The sequence below is a fragment of the Candidatus Methylomirabilota bacterium genome (assembly GCA_035936835.1).
Taxonomy (GTDB): Bacteria; Methylomirabilota; Methylomirabilia; order Rokubacteriales; family CSP1-6; genus AR37.
In genome coordinates this window covers 1-19,103 of sequence record DASYVT010000214.1, presented here as the reverse complement: position 1 = coordinate 19,103, position 19,103 = coordinate 1, and the positions used below count along the sequence as shown (strand labels likewise).

General features: G+C 68.7%; 19 protein-coding genes, 1 tRNA gene, 1 other RNA gene and 2 pseudogenes. 9 read left to right on the top strand and 14 right to left on the bottom strand.

Annotated features, from left to right (window positions below; genetic code table 11):
• From VGV06_19490 to VGV06_19450, 9 genes are all read left to right on the top strand, one after another.
• On the top strand, window positions 1–448 hold a 448-nt coding region (locus VGV06_19490), incomplete at its 5' end, for a molybdopterin dinucleotide binding domain-containing protein (GenBank protein HEV2057325.1).
• 13 nt (window positions 449–461) lie between these two features.
• A complete protein-coding gene (locus VGV06_19485) occupies window positions 462–749 on the top strand; it encodes a putative quinol monooxygenase (protein ID HEV2057324.1) in 288 nt (95 codons plus the stop codon).
• Between the two features lie 76 nt (window positions 750–825).
• Window positions 826–1,086: a hypothetical protein gene (locus tag VGV06_19480; protein HEV2057323.1), complete on the top strand. Its 261-nt coding sequence runs from the start codon at window positions 826–828 to the stop codon at window positions 1,084–1,086.
• Between the two features lie 244 nt (window positions 1,087–1,330).
• On the top strand, window positions 1,331–1,669 hold the full coding sequence (locus tag VGV06_19475) for an RNA-binding protein (GenBank protein HEV2057322.1): 339 nt from the start codon (window positions 1,331–1,333) through the stop codon (window positions 1,667–1,669).
• A gap of 13 nt (window positions 1,670–1,682) precedes the next feature.
• Window positions 1,683–1,898 (top strand): hypothetical protein, encoded by a 216-nt coding sequence (locus VGV06_19470; protein HEV2057321.1) that lies wholly within the window; start codon window positions 1,683–1,685, stop codon window positions 1,896–1,898.
• 15 nt (window positions 1,899–1,913) lie between these two features.
• Window positions 1,914–2,408: a histidine phosphatase family protein gene (locus tag VGV06_19465; protein HEV2057320.1), complete on the top strand. Its 495-nt coding sequence runs from the start codon at window positions 1,914–1,916 to the stop codon at window positions 2,406–2,408.
• Window positions 2,409–2,412: 4 nt separating this feature from the next.
• Entirely contained in the window at window positions 2,413–3,360 is a 948-nt protein-coding gene (locus VGV06_19460) for a hypothetical protein (protein ID HEV2057319.1), read from the top strand.
• A 1-nt stretch (window position 3,361) separates the two neighbouring features.
• Window positions 3,362–5,422, top strand: a complete 2,061-nt coding sequence (gene ppk1 / locus VGV06_19455) for a polyphosphate kinase 1 (protein ID HEV2057318.1) — start codon at window positions 3,362–3,364, stop codon at window positions 5,420–5,422.
• Window positions 5,423–5,462: 40 nt separating this feature from the next.
• Window positions 5,463–5,621, top strand: a complete 159-nt coding sequence (locus VGV06_19450) for a hypothetical protein (GenBank protein ID HEV2057317.1) — start codon at window positions 5,463–5,465, stop codon at window positions 5,619–5,621.
• Between the two features lie 21 nt (window positions 5,622–5,642).
• Here the strand turns inward: VGV06_19450 and rnpB are convergent.
• The 14 genes and pseudogenes from rnpB to VGV06_19380 all read right to left on the bottom strand — a co-directional run.
• An RNA gene (rnpB, locus tag VGV06_19445) (RNase P RNA component class A) lies at window positions 5,643–6,036 on the bottom strand.
• A 56-nt stretch (window positions 6,037–6,092) separates the two neighbouring features.
• On the bottom strand, window positions 6,093–6,974 hold the full coding sequence (locus VGV06_19440) for a tyrosine-type recombinase/integrase (protein ID HEV2057316.1): 882 nt from the start codon (window positions 6,972–6,974) through the stop codon (window positions 6,093–6,095).
• A 27-nt stretch (window positions 6,975–7,001) separates the two neighbouring features.
• A complete protein-coding gene (locus VGV06_19435) occupies window positions 7,002–7,583 on the bottom strand; it encodes a Uma2 family endonuclease (protein ID HEV2057315.1) in 582 nt (193 codons plus the stop codon).
• Window positions 7,580–8,161, bottom strand: coding sequence for a Uma2 family endonuclease (locus VGV06_19430; GenBank protein HEV2057314.1), 582 nt, complete (start codon window positions 8,159–8,161; stop codon window positions 7,580–7,582). The genes VGV06_19435 and VGV06_19430 overlap by 4 nt, the downstream gene beginning before the upstream one ends.
• Window positions 8,158–8,736, bottom strand: coding sequence for a Uma2 family endonuclease (locus tag VGV06_19425; protein HEV2057313.1), 579 nt, complete (start codon window positions 8,734–8,736; stop codon window positions 8,158–8,160). The genes VGV06_19430 and VGV06_19425 overlap by 4 nt, the downstream gene beginning before the upstream one ends.
• A 57-nt stretch (window positions 8,737–8,793) precedes the next feature.
• A complete protein-coding gene (rnhA, locus tag VGV06_19420; GenBank protein ID HEV2057312.1) occupies window positions 8,794–9,234 on the bottom strand; it encodes a ribonuclease HI in 441 nt (146 codons plus the stop codon).
• 77 nt (window positions 9,235–9,311) lie between these two features.
• Window positions 9,312–10,019 (bottom strand): C4-type zinc ribbon domain-containing protein, encoded by a 708-nt coding sequence (locus VGV06_19415; protein HEV2057311.1) that lies wholly within the window; start codon window positions 10,017–10,019, stop codon window positions 9,312–9,314.
• A 69-nt stretch (window positions 10,020–10,088) separates the two neighbouring features.
• Window positions 10,089–10,164 (bottom strand) — tRNA-Ile (locus VGV06_19410).
• Between the two features lie 23 nt (window positions 10,165–10,187).
• Window positions 10,188–11,987 carry an RNA polymerase sigma factor RpoD gene (gene rpoD / locus VGV06_19405; protein ID HEV2057310.1) on the bottom strand — a complete coding sequence of 600 codons (1,800 nt, stop codon included), beginning with the start codon at window positions 11,985–11,987 and terminating at the stop codon, window positions 10,188–10,190.
• 32 nt (window positions 11,988–12,019) lie between these two features.
• Window positions 12,020–13,888 carry a DNA primase gene (gene dnaG / locus VGV06_19400; protein HEV2057309.1) on the bottom strand — a complete coding sequence of 623 codons (1,869 nt, stop codon included), beginning with the start codon at window positions 13,886–13,888 and terminating at the stop codon, window positions 12,020–12,022.
• Window positions 13,888–16,317, bottom strand: a pseudogene (locus VGV06_19395) (endonuclease MutS2). The gene dnaG and the pseudogene VGV06_19395 overlap by 1 nt, the downstream one beginning before the upstream one ends.
• A 32-nt stretch (window positions 16,318–16,349) precedes the next feature.
• On the bottom strand, window positions 16,350–16,544 hold the full coding sequence (rpsU, locus tag VGV06_19390) for a 30S ribosomal protein S21 (GenBank protein ID HEV2057308.1): 195 nt from the start codon (window positions 16,542–16,544) through the stop codon (window positions 16,350–16,352).
• 272 nt (window positions 16,545–16,816) lie between these two features.
• Window positions 16,817–17,044 (bottom strand): annotated as a pseudogene (locus VGV06_19385) (sodium/proton-translocating pyrophosphatase).
• Between the two features lie 350 nt (window positions 17,045–17,394).
• On the bottom strand, window positions 17,395–19,103 hold a 1,709-nt coding region (locus tag VGV06_19380), incomplete at its 5' end, for a hypothetical protein (GenBank protein HEV2057307.1).

Sequence of the window (19,103 nt, the reverse complement as noted above, 5' to 3'; positions counted from 1 at the left end):
GTTCTATTCCGCGGGCCTGGCGGCGCAGGGTCTGCCGGCGATGCCCGACTGGGTCGCCGACCCGCTCGAGCCCGAGGCGCGCAAGCGCTTCCCGCTGCAGCTCTTGACGGCGCCGGGCTACTTCCAGGCTCACACGGCCTACGCTGGTGTAGCCGCCCTGCGCAAGCGGGCGGGAGCGCCCGAGTGCGTGCTGCACCCAGAGGATGCGGTGGCGCGCGGGCTCGAAAACGGCCAGGTCGTCGAGCTGCACAACGACCACGGGACGGTGCGCCTCAGGCTCCGCATCAGCGACGAGACGGCGCGCGGCGTGGCCTTCGTGCCCGGCCAGCGCCCGGCGGCGGAGGCAGGCGGCGGCACGATCAACATGTTGTGCGGGGACCGCTACAGCGACATGGGCGAAGGAGCGACCTACCAGAGCACGCGGCTCGACGTCCGCGCCGCGCGCTGAGAGGGAGACCCACGTGATTGGCATCGTCGCGACCATCAAGGTGAAACCTGGGATGGACAAGGAGTTCGAGGCCGTGGCCAAGGAGCTGGTGGCCAAGGTCACGTCGAGCGAGCCCGGCTGCACGCTGTACGCCCTCCACCACGGCGAGGCGCCGCAGACCTACGTTTTCATGGAGCGCTACGCCGACCAGGCCGCCGTGGACGCCCATCGCGGAACGGACTATTTCAAGGCGCTCGGGCGTAAGATGGGCGAGTATATGGATGGCCGCGCCGAGGTGATGCGGCTCCGCGAGGTCGGCTAGACCCTCGAGGAGACAGGACCCCCGGGAGAACTTGCCCGCGGGAAAACTTGCCCGCGGGGAAACTTGGAGGACCGCCGTGCGGAAGATCCTGACGACCGTGTTGCTGGCTTGGGCTCTCTGGTGGGTCCAGGACCTGGAGAAGAAGCCCGAGATGCCCCGGGACATCGTCAAGCTCAGCGTGCACGAGACCCAGGAGGCGTGCGAGGCGCAGGCCGTGACTCGCCGCCAATGGCAGGTGGACCTCAGCCAGCAAGAGGTCAAGAGCTTCGACTGGAACTCCAAGCCCTGGCCCACGTTCATGCTGCGCCGGCAGACCTTCACCTGCATCCCGGCGTAGCGGCGACCACGCGCCCAATGCGGGCGCCGTGCTCGACTACCGCTCGCCCTTCGGCAAGCGCCCCGCCCCGTAAGCGCGCCGCCCGAAAGGGGACGACGAATCGCGCCTAGATGTGTCATGATAATAGCGTCTGGCTCGGCCGTCGGTTCATTGCGGACCCTTCCTCACCAGACCGCACTCTGGTTCCCCCTTCCGCGGTCCAGAGCGCGTCATCAGCAGCGGGAGATGTATTCGGAGGTTGCTCATGGCGCAGAAACTCTTTATCGGGGGGCTGTCCTTCTCCACGTCCGACGAACGCCTGCGCGAGCTGTTCGCCGCTGCCGGCACCGTCGAATCGGCCGCGGTCGTAACGGACCGTGACACCGGCCGTTCGCGCGGGTTCGGCTTCGTCGAGATGTCGACGGTCGAAGAGGCTACCGAGGCTGTGAAGAAGTTCAATGGGCAGGAAGTGGATGGCCGGACGCTGAAGGTCGAGCTGGCCAATCCCTCGGGCTCGGGCGGCGCCCGGAGCGGCGGCGGGTACCGGAGCGGCGGCGGTGGTGGTGGTGGTGGAAATCGGGGGGGCGGCGGCGGCCGCTGGTAGGCAGGAGTCGACCATGCAGGTCGCAGCGTTCTCGACTCCGGAGAGCCCGGATTGGCGCTGGCGCATCATTAACTACGCCGGCGAGATCATCGAGGAGTCCCACGAGACATATCCGACGATCGTCAGCGCTGTGGCCGACGGGAACAAGCGGCTCGTGCAGATGAACGTCGTGGACAATTCGGTCATCGCGCGCGTCACCCGCTCGACCTCGCATCTGCGGCGCCGGTAGGGGGGCAGGTGTGAGGTGAGGCTCCTGCTCGTCCGTCATGCCGCCGCTGTGCCCAGGGGCACGCCCGGCGTTCCTGACGACGAGCGTCCCCTCACGCCGAAGGGCAAGGCCAAGTTCACCGTGGCCGCCAAGGGGCTCGCCCGCATCGCCCGTCGGCCCGATGTGCTGCTGACGAGCCCGCTGCCGCGCGCGCGGGCGACGGCCGACATCGCCGCGCGGGCCTTCAAGCGCATCGAGCCCACGATCGAGCCGGCTCTCGCTCACGAGAGCCTCGACGGCATCGTGGCCGCGCTCGGCGCGCATCCAGCCGGCGCGACAGTGGCGATCGTGGGCCACGAGCCCACGCTCTCGGCGCTCCTTGCCCGCCTGCTCGGCGCCGCGCACGGTGAGCGACTCGCGTTCAAGAAGGGCGGCGCCGCTTTCGTGGATTTGCCCGACGGGCCCTCGGGCCTCGGCGTGCTCCTCTGGTTCCTGAAGCCGAAGGTGTTGCGGGCGCTCGCGGGCGACTGACCCGATGGGCCGGCGGCGGGATTCGCGGAAGAAAGCGGAGCTGGTGGCGGTCGTCGATCTGGGCTCGGCGGCGGTCCGTTTCCTGCTCGTCCGGATCAACCCGAACTCCGGCTTCCACCTGCTCGTGGAGGAGCGGGAGCCCACGCGGCTGGGCGGCGGCGCGCCCGGCGTCCTGCCGCGGGAGGCGATCCACGAGACGCTCCGAGCCGTGCACCGGTTCTTCGCGCGGCACTCGCCGAACGGCCGCGGCCCGCGCGTGATCGCGGTCGCGACGTCGGCCGTGCGAGAAGCCCGCAACCGCGAGCGGCTGCTCGAGCCGCTGCGCCGCAAGGAGGGGATCGACGTGCAGGTCCTGAGCGCGCGAGACGAAGCGCGGCTCGGCGTCGAAGCCGCGCTCGACAGCCTGTCCTTCAGGGACGGCGTCGTCGCGGACCTCGGCGGCGCGAGCCTGCAGCTCAGCCGCGTGCGGGACCGCAAGGTCGTCTCCACCGCGACCCTTCCGCTGGGCGCGGTGCGGACCACGAGCCGTTTTCTGCGCGACAACCGGCCCAAGCCGCGCGCGCTCCAGGCGCTCCGCAGCGAAATCCGCGCGCAGCTTCTGGAGGGCCTGCCGCCCGCGAGACGCGGCGAAGTCATGGTGGGGCTGGGCGGCACGGTCCGCACGCTCGCCAGCATTCACCTCCGGTCGCACCAAGGCGAGCGGAAGCACCGCCACGGGCTGCAGCTCTACCAGTCTGACGTCACCGCCGTCCGTGAGCGCCTGGAGAGCCTCTCCTGGCGGAAGCGCCGGAAGATCCGCGGCCTCCAGTCGGAGCGGGCCGATATCATTCTGGCCGGGGCCATCGTCATCGAGGAGGCCATGGTCTTCGGCGGCTACCTACGGCTCGTCGTCTGCACGCGCGGCGTGCGCGACGGCATCCTTTTGCGCGAAACATTCAACGGGCGAGGCTGACATGAACACGGACGCGTTCATCAATCGTGAGTTGTCGTGGCTCGAATTCAACCGGCGCGTGCTCGAAGAGGCGCAGGACCCGAGCGTGCCGCTCCTCGAGCGGGTGAAGTTCCTCGCCATCTTCAGCTCGAACCTGGACGAGTGCTTCATGGTCCGCGTCGCCACCTTGAAGCGGCGCATCGAGGCCGGCGACAATGCGCCGGGGCCCGACGGGCTCACGCCCGCGGAGACGAAGGCCGCCATGACCGCGCGCATCCACGAGCTGGTGGACGAGCAGCACCGCTGCTTCCTCGAGGAGATCCAGCCGCTGCTCGCCGCGGAGGGCATCGTCCTGCTCCGTCCCAAGGAAACGAGTGAAGAGCAGCAGCGCTTCCTCGACGAGTACTTTCGTCGCACGCTCCTGCCCGTGCTGACGCCGTTGGCCGTCGATCCCGGCCACCCGTTCCCGTACCTCGGCAACCGCTCTCTTTGCCTCGTCGCCTCCGTCCGGCCGTCGGCGCCCTCGGCGCTGCCGCACAGCGCGCTCTCCGTCATCCACATCCCGAGCCAGGTGCTGCCGCGCTTCGTCGCGCTGCCCGACCCTGCCGGCAAGCACGTCTTCATGCTGCTCGAGGACGTGATTCGCCTCTACCTGCCGAGCATCTACAACGGCTACGACATCCTGTCGAGCCACGCCATCCGCGTGACGCGCGACGCGGTCCTGCAGCCGCCGGGCCGCCCGGAGGATCTGCTGGCCAGCATCGAGGAGAGCCTGCGCGAGCGCCGTCTCGGCACGGCCGTGCGGCTGCAGCACGACGGCGACCTGCCGCCCGACATCCTGGCGACGCTGCTGGACGAGCTGGAGCTGTCCCCGGAGGACCTCTACGAGGACGAGGGGTTCACGGCCTTCTCGGACCTGTTCCAGCTCTACACGGCGGTGGACGTGCCGCGGATCAAGGACCGGCCGCTGCCGCCGCATCCCGTTCCCGCCTTCGAGCACGCGCCGGATATCTGGAGCGCCATCCGGACGCAGGACGTCCTGGTGCATCACCCCTACCACACCTTCGACGCCGTCACGCGCTTCGTGCGCGAGGCCGCCATCGATCCCAAGGTGCTCGCCATCAAGATGACGCTCTACCGCGTGAGCCCGGCGTCGCCTATCGCGCACGCGCTGCGCACCGCCGTCGAGAACGGCAAGGAGGTCGCCGTTCTCGTGGAGCTGCAGGCGCGCTTCGACGAGGAGGCGAACATCCGCTGGGCGCGAGCGCTCGAAGAGGTGGGGGCGCATGTGGTCTACGGCCTCGCGGGGTTCAAGACCCACTGCAAGGCGTGCCTCGTGGTGCGTCAGGAGGCCGACGGCATCCGGCGCTACTGCCATCTCGCCACCGGCAACTACAACGTCCGGACGGGCGGCGTCTACGAGGACCTCGGGCTCTTCACGAGCCGCGAAGCCTTCGGCGAGGACCTGACGGAGCTGTTCAACCTCCTCACCGGCTACACGCGCCCGCACGGCTTCCACCACCTGCTGCTGGCGCCCAGCGACCTGCGCGAGGGCCTCGTCGAGCGTATCCGCAGCGAGGCAAGCCACGCCAGGGCCGGTCGGCCGGCGCGGATTATCGCGAAGATGAACGGGCTCGCGGATCCCCGTCTGATCGAGGAGCTGTACGAGGCCAGCGGGGCGGGGGTGCGGATCGACCTGATCGTGCGCGGGATCTGCTGCCTGCGCCCCGAGGTGCCCGGGCTCTCAGACAACATCCGCGTCGTCTCGATCGTGGACCGCTTCCTCGAGCACGCGCGGATCTTCTACTTCGAGCACGCGGGGGAGCCGGAATACCTGCTGGCCTCCGCGGACTGGATGCCGCGGAACCTCGACCGCCGCGTCGAGATCGCGTTCCCCGTGCTGGACCCCGGGCTCCAGGCCCAGGTCCGCGAGATCCTGGAGATCCAGCTCGCCGATACGGTGAAGGCGCGACGCATCCTGCCTGACGGAAGCTCCGTGCGCATCACGGCGGACGGGCAGCCCGCGCTGCGCTCGCAGGAGCGCCTCTACGAAGTCACGGGAGCGTACGGCATCTTCGCGTAGTCTCCCCAACGATCCAGCCCGGCGAGTGAGGAGTAAAACTATGACGAAATGCGAAGCGTGCGGAACCGAGCTCAAGGACGACGCCAAGCGCTTCTGCAGCGAGGCCTGCCGCGGCATCTTCATGGAGGGTCTGCGCCACGGCACCCGGCGATCGCCCGGCCGCACCACCGCCAAACGCCGCCGCCGGCGCGGGCGCTGAAGAGTCACTGGGGGAAAATCGCACCAGAGAGGGCCTGTAAGCCGGGTCCTGTCACCCGGGCGTGAGCCCGGGGAGACGGTCATTTCTCTAGGACGCCGGTTACCCGGCGCCTCCAGCGGCCATACCCGAGAGCCCCACGCGGGCCGCGCTTCACCAGTCCTTGCGGACCGGATCGCTCTCCTATTGGGCCTTGCTCCGGGTGGGGTTTACCGAGCCGGCGCGGTCACCCGCGCCGCTGGTGAGCTCTTACCTCACCGTTTCACCCTTACCGCCCGTTGCCGGACGGCGGTTTGTTTTCTGTGGCACTGGTCCGTGGGGTCGCCCCCCCTGGCCGTTAGCCAGCACCCTGCCCTGCGGAGCCCGGACTTTCCTCCCGCGCGAGTTGCCCCGCGCCGGCGACCGTCCAGCCTTCTCTGGTGCGAATCAAAGAGCGTGTGGAAGCGAGGGGAAGTATAGCACCCGGACCGGCCTTCAATGTCCGCCGGCAGTGTCACCCAGCAGGTCTATCGCCTCACGTCGGCGACCCGGACTGACGTGTGTGTAGACCTCGGTCGTCTCGAGCGACTCGTGCCCGAGGAGCGTCTGGATGACGCGGAGGTCAGCGCGGCGGTTGAGGAGCTCGGTCGCGAAGGTGTGGCGGAAGAGATGCGGGTGGAGCCGGATCCCGAGACGACGGCCGGCGCGCGCCACGGCATTGATGATGGGCCGCTTGCCGATCCGCCCGCGCCAGGACACGAAGAGTGGATCGCGGGCGCCCAACGGCCCTCGCGCGGCAAGATAGGTCTCCAGCGCCCCGATTGCGACGGCATGGAGCGGCACGACACGATCCTTGCTCCCCTTGCCCCGAACCCGCAGACTGCGTGATTCGCGCGAATAGTCGCCAGTGCTGGCCGCGATCACCTCGCCGCGGCGGAGGCCGGCGAAGGCCAGGAGCGCCAGGATGGCACGATCCCGCAGGTTGGGCTCGGTGGCGACGGCGGCTTCGGCCTGGCTCCACTCGAGCACTCGGGGAAGATGGCGCTCGCGCTTCGGTACGGTGAGGGCGCGGGCGGGATTGCGCTTGAGGTATCCGCGGTCGACCAGCCAAGCCGCGAAGCAGCCCAGCTCGACTAGTCGCCGGCGCAGGGTGTTGGTGCGCCACCGCTGAGTGGCCATGTGCCGCTGGTAGTCGCGGAGGCCGGCCGTCGTGAAGGTTCTGAGGCTGCCCTGGCGCGAAGGACCCTCGCGGCCATCGAGCAGGTAGCCGAGAAACTGGGTAAAATCGCTGCGATAGGCGGTGATGGTCTGCGGGGCCAAGCGCTTCTCGACCTCGCAGTGACGAAGGAACTCGCGATGCAGACTCGAGAGCGTCATGGGCGGGGCCCGGCCCCGGGGACGCCGCTACGGCAGGAAGTCGGCGACGAGGATACGGGCAGACGGCGCAGCAAGGGGCGTGACGTGCTCGTCGGGCCCGAGCATCAGCGCCACGCGGTAGGCCCAGCCGTACGGCGCTCCCGCGTCGGGCCCGATTTCCCGGTAGACCTCGAGGACCCGGTCCACGAGATTCACGATCCAGTACTCTGGCAGACACGCGCGCGCGTAGAGGCTGCCCTTGTGCTCGCGATCAAAGGTCAGGCTCGTGTCCGCGACCTCGACCAGGAGAGTTGGCTGCGACGGATGGTCGTCGCGATAGGCGCGAATGGTACCTGGAACGACACTCAAGTCAGGCTCTGGCTCTGACTCGCAATCGAGGGCGATGGGACCAAGGGTGCGAACGTGACTGCCGGGACCTATGGTGTGCCGGAGTGCTTCGCTGAGCGCCTCGATTGCATACGCATGGCCGGGGCTCTGTCGATCGCGGAGCACGAGTTCACCGGCCAACAGCTCGAGCCGTTCGTCCTCCTGGATGATGCCGAGGGCGATGAGTCGGTCGTACTCGGTGCGGCTCCAGCGGCGTGTGCGAACCTGGACGCTCTCGATCATGGCAGGAGGTTGGCGACGACGATGCGGGCCGTGGGCGCGGCGGAGGGCGTGACGTACTCTCCCGCGGCCAGGTTCTGGCGAGATCGGTAGGCCCAGCCGTGGGGCGCGGAGGGGTCGGGCTGCGGCTCTCGGTAGACCTCGAGCACGCGATCACGCAGGTTCACGATCCAGTACTCGGGCACGCGAGCGCGCGCGTACAGGCTGCCCTTCTCCTCGCGGTCGAGCGCAAGACTCGCCTCGGCGACCTCGACGACGAGCACTGGCCGGGCCGGGTGCGACGGCAGAAAATCCCGCGGGTCGCCGGCGGTCACTGTGACGTCCGGCTCGGGCTCGGACTCTTCGTCGAGGGCCACCGGGAGCTGCATGTCCACAATCCACCTGTCCTCTGCGAACACCTCACGCAGCGCCCGGGTGACCAGCCGGATCCCCGTGGCGTGTGGCGTTCCCTGGGGCTCGCGGACTACCAGCTGCCCGGCCAGCAGTTCGAGGTGTTCTCCAGGCTGGAAGACCCCCTCTTCGATCAACCGCTCGTACTCGATGCGGCTCCAGCGGCGCGTTCGGGCCGCCGACTGGCTCATGGCAAGAGGTCCGCGACCGGGACGCGGGCCGTCGGCGCCGCACGTGGCGACACGTGTTCCCCGGCCCTCAGGCTCTGGACCGACCGGTAGGCCCATCCATACGATGCGGAGGCGTCCGGCCTGGGGTCACGGTAGACCTCGAGGACGCGGCCCGCCAGGTTGACGATCCAGTACTCGGGCACGCGAGCCCTGGCGTAGAGGCCGCCTTTGTGCTCGCGGTCGAGCGCCAGGCTCGATTCAGCGATCTCGACGACCAGCGCGAGCCGCGACGGTTTGGCCTCTCTCCTGTCCCGCGCCCGCCCCGGCGCCACCGAGACGTCGGGCTCGGGCTCCGATTCCTCGTCCAGAGCGATTGGGAGCTGAACGCGGACGCGCCACTCTGGACCGAATGCGGTCCGGAGCGCCTCGTTGACGAGCTCGACAGCCAGGGTGTGGGGATCACCCTGGGGCTCGCGGACGACCAGGTTGCCGGCAAGCAGCTCAAGACGCTCGCCGGGTTGAAACATACCCTTTTCGATCAGGCGGTCGTACTCGACCCTCGTCCAGCGGCGGGTGCGGGGGTAGGTTGTTTGCATGGCTTATAGGCTAGGCGTGTGAACCCGCCCTCGTCAACGCCTCGAATTCGATACGCCTCAGCGCGGCGGAATCGCCGAGCGGGCGAGGGCGTCGGCCCGGTCGTTCATCTCGTGGCCGCTGTGGCCCGCGACCTTGTGCCAGACGACGTCGTGGCGCTCGACCTCGGCCAGGAGCGCCTCCCAGAGGTCGCGATTCTCTACGGGCTTCTTCTGGGCGTTCCGCCATCCGTTCTGCCGCCAGCGGACATACCACGTGTCGCGGAAGCAGTTGACCACGTAGGCGCTGTCGCTGTAGATCGCGACGACGCGCCGGCCCGCAAGCGCGCGCAGGCCTTCGATCGGGCCGGTGAGCTCCATGCGCTGGTTGGTTGTGGGAGACTCGCCGCCCGAGAGCTCGATCTCGCGACCGTCGTCGATCACGATGGCACCCCAGCCGCCGGGGCCTGGGTTGCCGCTGCAGGCTCCGTCGGTGTAGATCGTGATTGGGGAGGTGGACATCACGGTCCCTCAGCTCTGGCCCCCTCACCCTACCCTCTCCCCAGAGGGGAGAGGGAGGACTCGGAGAGGGGAATCGGTCAGGCGAGCCAGTAGAGGTAGCGGCCGCAGGACTCACAGGGAAGGGGCGCGGTCTGGGCGCGCAATTCCTGGAGCCGCTGGGGGGTGACGGTCATGCGGCACCCGCCGCAGAGGTTCGGCTTGATCACCTGCGCGAGGGCGAGGCCGCCGCGCGCCTTGAGCAGCTTGTCGTAGTCGGCCAGCACGGCCGGGGGCAGCTGGCGGGCCAGCTCAGCGCGCTCGGTGCGGACCAGGGCCAGGTCGGCTTCGACGGCGCGGAGCTTCTCCTGAAACGCGGCCTCCTCCTGCTTGCCCTGCGTCTCGCGAGTCTTGAAGCGCGACTCGGCGTCCTTGATGTCGGCGGCCACCCGCTCCTGGCTTTCCATCAGAACGAGGATCTCCTCCTCGACCCGGCCCTTCTCCTGCTTGATGTCCTCGATCTCGGCCAGGACCGCGGAGTACTCCTTGTTGGTCTTGACCTCGTACAGGCGCCCCTCGGTCTTGGAGCGCTTGGCCTGGACGACCTCGAGGTCCTTCTCGCGCACGCGCTGGTCCTTCTTGGCGGCGTCGAGGCGCGTCTTGCCCGCGTCGACTTCCTGCTTCAGAGCCTGGACGGCGGCGTGGACGGCGGCGATCTCCCTGGGCAGGAGGGCCGCCTCGGCCTCGAGCACGGCGATGCGGGTGTCCACGCCCTGCAAATCTATGAGCGTCTTGAGCTGCGCCTCCATTATCTCAGCACTCGCCTCGCCACCTTCCTCGTGTCTCAGCTCGAACTGCGGCCCCTGCTCCTTCTGAAATGGTGGGCCCACTTGGACTCGAACCAAGACCGAACCGGTTATGAGCCGGGGGCTCTGCCAATTGAGCTATGGGCCCGCGGTTGGCGATCATAGCACCGATCACGATTCGAGAAAGCTCCTGAGCTTCTTGGAACGGGAGGGATGGCGGAGCTTGCGGAGGGCCTTGGCCTCGATCTGGCGGATGCGCTCGCGGGTCACGGCGAAGTCCTGCCCGACTTCCTCGAGGGTGTGCTCGCAGCCGTCGGAGAGCCCGAAGCGCAGCCGCAGCACTTTCTCCTCGCGGGGCGTCAGCGAGTTGAGCACCTTGTTGGTCTGCTCACGGAGGGAGAGACCGATCATGCTCTCGACGGGCGAGCCTACCTGCTTGTCCTCGATGAAGTCGCCCAGGTGGCTGTCCTCTTCCTCGCCGATGGGCGTCTCGAGGGAGATCGGCTCCTGGGCAATCTTGAGGACCTTCCGCACCTTGTCCACCGGTACTTCCATCTTGACCGCGATCTCCTCCGGCGAGGGCTCGCGGCCCAACTCCTGGACCAGCTGTCTCGACGTCCGGATCAGCTTGTTGATGGTCTCGATCATGTGCACGGGGATGCGGATGGTGCGGGCCTGGTCGGCGATGGCGCGCGTGATCGCCTGGCGGATCCACCAGGTCGCGTACGTCGAGAACTTGTAGCCGCGGCGGTACTCGAACTTGTCCACGGCCTTCATCAGGCCGATGTTGCCCTCCTGGATCAGGTCGAGGAACTGGAGCCCGCGGTTCGTGTACTTCTTCGCGATCGAGATGACGAGGCGTAGGTTGGCCTCGACCATCTCCTTCTTGGCGCGGGCGGCCTTGACCTCGCCCGAGCGGATGTCCTTGACGATGCGCTTGAGGTCGTCGGCCTTGGTCTGGGCGTTCTCCTCGGCGCGCTTGATCTTCTGCTGGGCGACCCAGACGAGGCGCTCCTTGATCGAGGGGTGGCGGGCCGCAGCCTTCTGGTAGAGGTCGCGGTCGCCGTCTTCCCGGTCCTCGGAGAGCGAATCGAGGAAGGCGTCCACCTCGGCCGGCGCCGGGCGCTTGCCGTCGGACCACAGCGCGATCTCGCGCTCGGAGACCTGGATCTTTTCGACGAGCTTCTTGAGGTCCTGGCCCCAGTGATCGAGGAGAGACGGCTGGAGGCTCAACGTGCGGAGGGTTTGCAGCGCCTTGACCTGCTTGGCTTGGGCGACCGCCTCGTGCTTCTTCCACGGCGGCTCGCCCTTTCGCTTCTTGCGCCCGCCGGCCTTGGCGCGAAGCTTCCGCGCCAGGTCGAGGACCTTCTCGCGCTCGCGCAGCAGCCGGTCGACGGTGCCGAGCTCGCGCATGACCGAGCGCCGGAGGTCGGCCTCCTTCTCCTCGGTGAACTCTTCCTCGGGGTAGTCGACCAGGTCCTTGATCGGGACGAGGTCTTTGCGTAGGTCGTCGCGGACGGCACGGATCTTGTCGAGCGCCAGCGTGGTGGACAGGATGGCCCGCGTGGACTCGTCCTTGCCCTCCTCGATGCGCTTGGCCAGCGTGATCTCGCCCTCGCGGGTGAGGAGCGACACGCGCCCCATCTCGCGCAGGTAGAGGCGGACGGGGTCCTCGGTGCGCCCGACGGGCCCGGGCGTGAGATCGATCCGCCGCGGCTCCACGGGCTCGTCGTCGTCGGGCTCGGGATCGGCGGCCTGGCTCGCCGCCTCGCTGGGCAGGCGGCTGGCTTTCGCCGAGTCCACGATCTCGATGTCCATCGAGCCGAAGAGCATCATGATGTCGTCGAGCTGATCCAGCGCGACGATGTCCGACGGCAGGGCGTCGTTGACCTCGTCGTAGGTCAAGTAACCCTTCTCCTTGCCTTTCGCGATCAGCTTGTCTAGTTCTTGGAGTTTTGGTTCGTCCGCCATGCTCGTCGGCTCTCCTGATGGGGGGTGCGGGTTCATCGGCCGGTGACCATGCCCCTGACGGCCTGGGCCTGATCCTGCAGACTCCGGAGCTCGGCTTGGAGGCCGGCGACGGCTGGATCGCCCGTCGCCTGGGCCTGGGTGATCGCCAGGCTCAGCTCCCGGATCCGCTGTTTCCGCCGCCGAATATCGTACCGCTTCTGCAACTCCGTCACCTGAATATGTATGTCGCTCCACTCCCGCTGTTCGACGAGAAGCGCGGCCAGGAGGCTCCGCTCCGCCTCCCCGGGCAGCTCGGCCATGAGGCCTTCCGGGGCCACGCCCTCGGGCGCCCGCCGGAGCGCGCCCAGGACCGCCCGCAGCCCCGGATGGACGATCTGCACCTCTTCAAGATACGGCAGAAGTCCCGTCCGCGCCTCCTCCGTGTGAAGGAGCATCAGGAGGAGGTCGCGCTCCGAGAGGCTGGGGGCTGGCCAGGTCTGGGCCGAACCGGTCGGCCCATCCGGGGCGGCCGTCGTGTGGGCTGGGCGGTCCTGAGCGCCCTTTCGGGCGCGGGCGCCCTGGAGCTGCTGGGCTTCGATCCAGAGCTGGGTGGCGTCGACGCCGAGCTTGCGGGCCGCTTCCCGGGCCAGCGCGGTCGCCTCCTCGGCATTCGGGACGCGGGAGAGGATGAGCGCCACGCGCGCGTGGGCGGTGGAACGGCCGCGGGGCGTCGTCAGGTCCTCCTCGCCGAGCGCCCGCTCAAGAACGAAGTCGAGGATGCTCCGGGCGGCGTCCAGGCGTGACTGGAGCGCTTGCGCGCCTTCGGCGCGGAGGAGGCTGTCGGGGTCGTGGCCCTCGGGCAGGACGGCGACCTTGATGGGGAAGTAGCCCGCCTTCTCGAAGGAGCCCGTGCGCGAGACGGACCAGCCGAGGTTCCGGAGATCCATCACGTCGGTCAGCATCTCCTCGAGCCGGCTCGTGGCCTTCTGCCCCGCCGCGTCGGCGTCGAAGACGCTCACCACCTCGTCGGCGTAGCGCCGCAAGAGGCCGAGTTGCGCGGCGGTGAAGGCCGTGCCGAGAGCCGCCACGGTTTCGGTGAAGCCGTGCTGGTGGGCCATCAAGCAGTCGAGATAGCCCTCGACGACGATGGCGCGGTTCTTCTGGCGCATGCCTTCGCGCGCCACGTCGAGCGCGTAGAGCATCTGGCCCTTGACGTAGAGCGGGGTCTCGGGGGAGTTGAGATACTTGGGCTCCTCGGCGCCCATGGCCCGGCCGCCGAAGGCGACGACGCGCGCCTGCAGATCCCGGATGGGGAAGAGGAGGCGCCCGCGGAAGCGGTCGTAGAAGCCGGGGGCGTTCTGGCGCGGCAGCGCCAGGCCCGCCGAGACGAGCTCGACGTCGGTCACGCCCTCCTTGGCCATGTGGCTCACGAGCGCGTTCCAGCCGTCGGGGGCGTAGCCGAGCCCGAAGCGGCGCGCGACCTCGAGGTCCACGCCGCGGCTTTCGATATAGGCCTGCGCCTTGGCGCCGTCCTTGGCCCAGAGCGCGTCCGTGTAGAACTGGGCCGCCAGCGCCATGACGCGGCGGAGGCCCTCGAGCTTGCCGTCGGTCTCGGGGGTCCGCTGGGTGGGAAGCTCCACGCCCGCGCGCTGGGCCAGGGCCCGCACCGCCTCGGGGAAGCCCAAGCGGTCCTGGCGCATGAGGAAGCCGAAGGCGTCGCCGCCCACGCCGCAGCCGAAGCAGTGAAAGATGCCGCGCTTCGGATTGACGGTGAAGGAGGGCGTCTTCTCGGTGTGGAAGGGGCAGAGGCCCTTCCAGTTCTCGCCGGCGCGCTTGAGGTTCACGGACTGGCCGACGAGCTCGACCATGTCCACCCGGGAGCGGATCTCGTCGAGGATCTGGGAAGAGAAGCCGGCGGCCATCAGGACTGTCCTAACACAGCTACGGTGGCGCCCGCTCCGCCTTCGTGCAGATCGCCCGCCCGGTGACTCGTGACCAGCGGGTGGGCCGCCAGCAGCTCCTCGACGGCGCGGCGGAGCGCCCCCGTGCCCTTGCCGTGGATGATGCGCACCGAGGCCATTCCCGCGAGGAAGGCATCGTCGAGGTACTTCTCGAGGATGTCCCGGGCTTCATCCGTGGTGCGTCCGATCAGGTGCAACTCGTTGGCGATCGTTGCCCCCTGACTATTCAGCCCTCGCCTCACGGCTTCGCCCTTCGGCTCGAACTGCGGCCCTCTCCCCCGATGGGGGAGAGGGTTCTTGTCACTCCATTTCCCTCTCCCCTCAGGGGAGAGGGAGGGGTGAGGGGCCTGGTGCTGAGGGGTGGTCCTTCCAGTGTCTGCGCGTCCCACCACGCGGAGGGCCTGAGCGGGGACCTTGACCGTCACCGAGCCCGCCTGCACCGTCGCCGTCCCACCGTCCACAGCCAGCACGTCCCCCTTGAGCCCCAGGTGGGGCACCTCGACTCTATCGCCTGCCGCGGCCGGGCGCTGGCCGAAGTCCACGGGCTCGGGAGCGCTGTCCACGCCGCGCGCCGCCTCGCCGAGCCGCTTGCGGCCCTCCGCGAGTGAGTCGCGCGTCTTGTCCTGGGCCTTGAGCCTGTCCCACTCGGCGTTGACCGCGCGGCGGATCTCGGTGAGCAGCAGCAAGGATTCGGTTTTGGCGCGCGCGACCATCTCGGCCGCCTGCTTCCGCGCCGCTTCGAGCTGGGCCTCGGCCCGCGCGAGGAGCGACGCGCTCTCCACCTCGCGCCGCTCGACCGCCTCCGCATGCTCGGCCTCGCGCCGGTCGCGCTCTTCCAGGCGCTGGAGCAGCGCCTCGAGCTGGCGCCGCTGGGCCGAGCGGTGGGCCTCGGCGCGCTCGATGAGGCGCGCCGGCAGACCGAGCCTCGCCCCGATGGCGAGCGCGTAGCTCTGCCCCGGCCGGTCGTAGACCAGCCGGAAGGTCGGCTGCAGCCGCTCGCCGTCGAACTCAACCGAGGCGTTGCGCGCCTGGGGAAAGCTCGACGCGAAGCCCTTGAGCGGCTCGAGATGGGTCGACGCCACGCAGAGGGCGCCGCGCCCGGCCAGCTCCTCGAGGACCGCCTGGGCCAGCGCGGCGCCGTCGTCCGGGTCGGTGCCGGCGCCAAGCTCGTCGAGCAGCACCAGCGACCGGGCGTCCACCTGCTCGAGCACTTCGCGCAGCTGCTTGACGAAGGCCGAGAAGGTCGACAGGTTCTCGGCCACGCTCTGGTCGTCGCCGATGATGGCGAAGATCGTCGAGAGAACCGGCAGCCGCGCGCCTTCGCGCGCCGGCAGGTGGAGCCCCGACTGCGCCATGAGACAGAAGAGCCCGAGCGTTTTGAGCGCCACGGTTTTGCCGCCCGCGTTGGGCCCCGTGATCACGAGCAGCGGCCGCTCCCCGCCGACGCGCAGATCCATGGGGACGACGGGGCGCTCGGGCGCCTGCCACGCCTGCGCCAGCAGGAGCGGGTTGCGCGCCCCCATGACGTCGGCCAGGCGCTCCTCGCCGACTGCGGGCTCGGTCGCCTCCATGGCCTCCGCGAACTCGGCGCGCGCGAAGGCGAGATCGAGCCTGCCGACATCGTCGACGAGCGACTCGAGCTCGGGCAGGGCCTCTCCGACGGCCCTCGTGAGAGCGGCGAGCACGCGCAGCACCTCCGCTTCCTCCTCGCGGGCGGCCTGCACCAAGTCGTTGTTGTCCTCGACGACGCCCTCGGGCTCGACGAAGAGCGTGGCCCCGCTCTGCGAGCGGTCGTGGACGATGCCCTTGAAGCGTGACTTGGCCTCCGCCCGGATGGGCAGCACGTAGCGGCCGTGCCGGACCGTGACGTAGCGCTCCTGGAAGATGTGCTCGGCCGCGGGTCCCTGGAAGTACTGCTCGATCCGCTTGACGAGGTCGCGTCTGAGCCCGCGGCCCTTCTGGCGGAGGCTTCGGAGCGCGGGACTCGCCTCATCGCGCACGCCGCCGTCGGCGTCCAGCGAGCGCCGGAGGAGATCGGCCAGCGGCGTGACGCGCGGCAGGGCTGCCAAGGTCTTCGAGAGGCCGGGCGCCTCGGCGGCGATGGCGCGGCCATATCCGGCCAGCCGCCCGGCGGCGTCGAGCAGGGGGAGGAGGGTGACCAGCTCGCCGCCCTCGGCGACCGATCCGGGGACACGGGCGCGCTCGAGGAGATCACGGACGTCGGGGATGGACTCCCAGGGGGGTGCGCCCGCGGCGCGGAGCGCTCGCCGGCCCTCGCGCGTCTCCATGAGGGCGGACCGGACGGCGTCCAGGTCCGACTGCGGCTCGAGGCCGAGGGCCCGTTCGCGCCCCATCGGCGAGTGAGTGTGCCGGGCCAGAAGGTCCCTGACCCGGCTCCACTCAGCGCCCCAGCCTGCCGCGACTAGTCGAAGAACCGCTCCCGTTTCTTGGCCTTCTTGCGCGCAGCCAGGGTCTTGCGCTTGCGCTTGACGCTGGGCTTCTCGTAGTGCTGTCGCTTCCGCAGCTCCGACATGAGCCCGGCCTTCTCGCACGACTTCTTGAAGCGCTTGAGCGCGTTCTCGAAGCTCTCGTCGGGCTCGACGATCACCTTGGTCACCCGGAATTCACCCCTCTCGCACAAACCTGAAGCTCTGCCTGTATACCACGCGCCCTAGCGGGTCGCAACCTGTCGCCCTCCCGCACATGCCGCAGGCGGTCGAGAAGGGTCCAGATGCGAGGCGGCGCCCGAAGGCCGCAGGTGAGGCGTATGACTGTCTCAGCCCTCGCCTCGTGGCTCCGCCCCTCAGCTCGAACGGCCACGAACCTGCGGCCGAGGGCGCCCCAACAGACTTTGGTAAATGACGCAGATGGGCCCTTATCGGCCGCCTGCTAGCGGAAGAGGGGCGCCAGGACGAGCGCGACTACTGACATGAGCTTGATCAGGATGTTCATGCTGGGCCCCGCCGTGTCCTTGAACGGATCACCCACCGTGTCGCCCACGACGGCGGCCTTGTGCGCCTCCGAGCCTTTGCCCCCGAGGTTGCCCCCCTCGATGTACTTCTTGGCGTTGTCCCAGGCGGCGCCGGCGTTGGCCATGAAGAGCGCCAGGAAGACGCCCATGAGGGTTGGCAGGTCCGGGTCGACTTTGCCTGCCGCCGGCACCGACGCAAACGTAAGCGCCAATACCACGCGTTCGCCGCGGCTCTCGTCGTCCGCCGGCCAACCGAACAGGTCGTAGAGGTCGGCCGGGTTGGCGTCCACGCCGGCGAAAATCGAGTTCACCGCGTTGGGATCGTTGTGATCCGCGGCATTCCCGACTACCGAAATGAGTCCGGCTGCCATCAGGCATGCGGCGAGCGCCAGGTATGCGCGAAGACTTTTGAGACTAGGCATGTGACGCTCCCCTTGTGGACCTTGAAGGCAAATCGGCAACGACGGATCGTGGCGCGCCGTACTCATCGCGCTTGCTACTGGAATACCGTGCGCCCTGCGGCTTGGCCCAGGTTTCGATAGCTCTCCCACTGGTCATCGTCGAAGAACTGATTGAGCGTCGACTGGTTGGGAAACGCCGGATGGGTCGTCGCATAGTTGCGCACGTCGGTAGGCATCGCCGGCGCGAGATTGGCCTTGAGCAGCAGCAGCCACGTGACCTTGTCGGCGTCATCAGCGTAGGTGACTCGTGCAAGCGCCGCGCAATGCGTCGATTCGCGCTTGAGATCCGACAGCGCGCCGATGGCACCCGGATTGAAGAACTGCCGAATCCATCCGGGAACGGGCGGCAGCGGTGGTGTGCCGTCGAGCGGCGGCCAGCCGTGAACACCGGTCGCGCGGGCGGCCGTGGGATCGATCCACGCGAGTTCAGCCCGAAAATCGAGGCGGACCTGGCGGGTCAGGATGGCGAGGTCCTCGAACTCGTAGCGGTCGTCGTGCGCGCCATCGACGGCGATGATAAACGGCAGCCGCCTGCGAATGAGTTCGTACAGGCCGGTGTTGTCGAAATGGCCGCCATCGCTCAAATACCACAAGCGCGCTGCGGGACCGGCGAAGTAGGCGCGCCACTCATTGAGGAGGCTGGCCTGGACACGGAACAATCTGGCGGGGACCCCCTTCAGCCAGCGCCAGAGGTTGGGCGGATAGCGTCCCGGACGCTGGTCCGCATCGATTCCGCTGTTCCACCAATACCCGAGCCTGACATTGAGCAATCCCAGCAACAGCGATTGCGACAATTTAGTGTTGCGGCCGGCGCCCGTGGTGAACGACGCGCCGGAAATGGCCATCCATTGACCGAGCTTGAGTTGCTCCACGACGACTGGCTCGTCATCTTTCCGGGCCAACAGGTGGAACCGGTTGGGATCGGGGTCAATCGCCAGGGGAATGATGGGCACCGCATTTCCCGTGGGGGGCGGTTCGCTTGTGTCCCAGCGCGCGTGATAGCGAAGGCCGACGCTTAAGCCCGCCGGACCGACGCACATGGGCAGTCCCTTGTCTTTTTGGAGTTGCCGTCCGGAGACGCGATCGACCGTGTCGTTGACGCAGACATTGACGAGATGCAGCGGGCCGCCGTTTTGCTCCGGATGGTAGGCGCTGAACGCCACGTCGTCGCCGGCGCTGGGAATGTCGACCGGGACCGGCACGTCGGTCCCGGTCGGATGCACGCGGTCAGCGGCTGTGGCGCCGAGGAACGTGCGCACCAGCTTTTGTGAATAGGATTGCTGCAGCGAGGACAGGTTGAGGAGCGCAAATGCCCGGCCGACGACGACCGACCCGACCAGCGCCGTGACGACTGCCCAGATTCCGACCGTGAAGCTCACACCGAACGCCGCGTGCGCAAGGAAATCCAGGTAGAACAGGAGCAGCGCGGCCAACACGAACGCCAGTCCGCCCACGATGATGGACGGGTACGCGGATGCAGCCGCCGGCGTGCCCGGTGCGCGAGGCGCAGCACTGATCAGGCTCACGGCAACTTTGTGCAACAGCGGCAGGAGCAGCCCCAGCGCAACCATGGACCAGCCGCTGATAGGCATCATCTTCTCCGTGGTGGCCAGTTGTGCGAGGGTGTCGACCACGACCCAGGCAATGCTCACGACGAGCGCCAGGATCGTCGTGCCGAGCGCGCGCGTGAGCCGGTTGCGTACAACCGTGCTCGGCGGAACGGCCGCGACGTCCTCCGTGCCGG

What these genes read in the sequence shown, in the direction of transcription:
- VGV06_19475 (HEV2057322.1), top strand. Translation starts at nt 1,331, where the DNA reads ATGGCGCAGAAACTCTTTATCGGGGGGCTGTCCTTCTCCACGTCCGAC.
- VGV06_19470 (HEV2057321.1), top strand. Translation starts at nt 1,683, where the DNA reads ATGCAGGTCGCAGCGTTCTCGACTCCGGAGAGCCCGGATTGGCGCTGG.
- VGV06_19460 (HEV2057319.1), top strand. Translation starts at nt 2,413, where the DNA reads ATGGGCCGGCGGCGGGATTCGCGGAAGAAAGCGGAGCTGGTGGCGGTC.
- ppk1 (HEV2057318.1), top strand. Translation starts at nt 3,362, where the DNA reads ATGAACACGGACGCGTTCATCAATCGTGAGTTGTCGTGGCTCGAATTC.
- VGV06_19450 (HEV2057317.1), top strand. Translation starts at nt 5,463, where the DNA reads ATGACGAAATGCGAAGCGTGCGGAACCGAGCTCAAGGACGACGCCAAG.
- VGV06_19440 (HEV2057316.1), bottom strand. Translation starts at nt 6,974, where the DNA reads ATGACGCTCTCGAGTCTGCATCGCGAGTTCCTTCGTCACTGCGAGGTC.
- VGV06_19435 (HEV2057315.1), bottom strand. Translation starts at nt 7,583, where the DNA reads ATGATCGAGAGCGTCCAGGTTCGCACACGCCGCTGGAGCCGCACCGAG.
- VGV06_19430 (HEV2057314.1), bottom strand. Translation starts at nt 8,161, where the DNA reads ATGAGCCAGTCGGCGGCCCGAACGCGCCGCTGGAGCCGCATCGAGTAC.
- VGV06_19425 (HEV2057313.1), bottom strand. Translation starts at nt 8,736, where the DNA reads ATGCAAACAACCTACCCCCGCACCCGCCGCTGGACGAGGGTCGAGTAC.
- rnhA (HEV2057312.1), bottom strand. Translation starts at nt 9,234, where the DNA reads ATGTCCACCTCCCCAATCACGATCTACACCGACGGAGCCTGCAGCGGC.
- VGV06_19415 (HEV2057311.1), bottom strand. Translation starts at nt 10,019, where the DNA reads ATGGAGGCGCAGCTCAAGACGCTCATAGATTTGCAGGGCGTGGACACC.
- rpoD (HEV2057310.1), bottom strand. Translation starts at nt 11,987, where the DNA reads ATGGCGGACGAACCAAAACTCCAAGAACTAGACAAGCTGATCGCGAAA.
- dnaG (HEV2057309.1), bottom strand. Translation starts at nt 13,888, where the DNA reads ATGGCCGCCGGCTTCTCTTCCCAGATCCTCGACGAGATCCGCTCCCGG.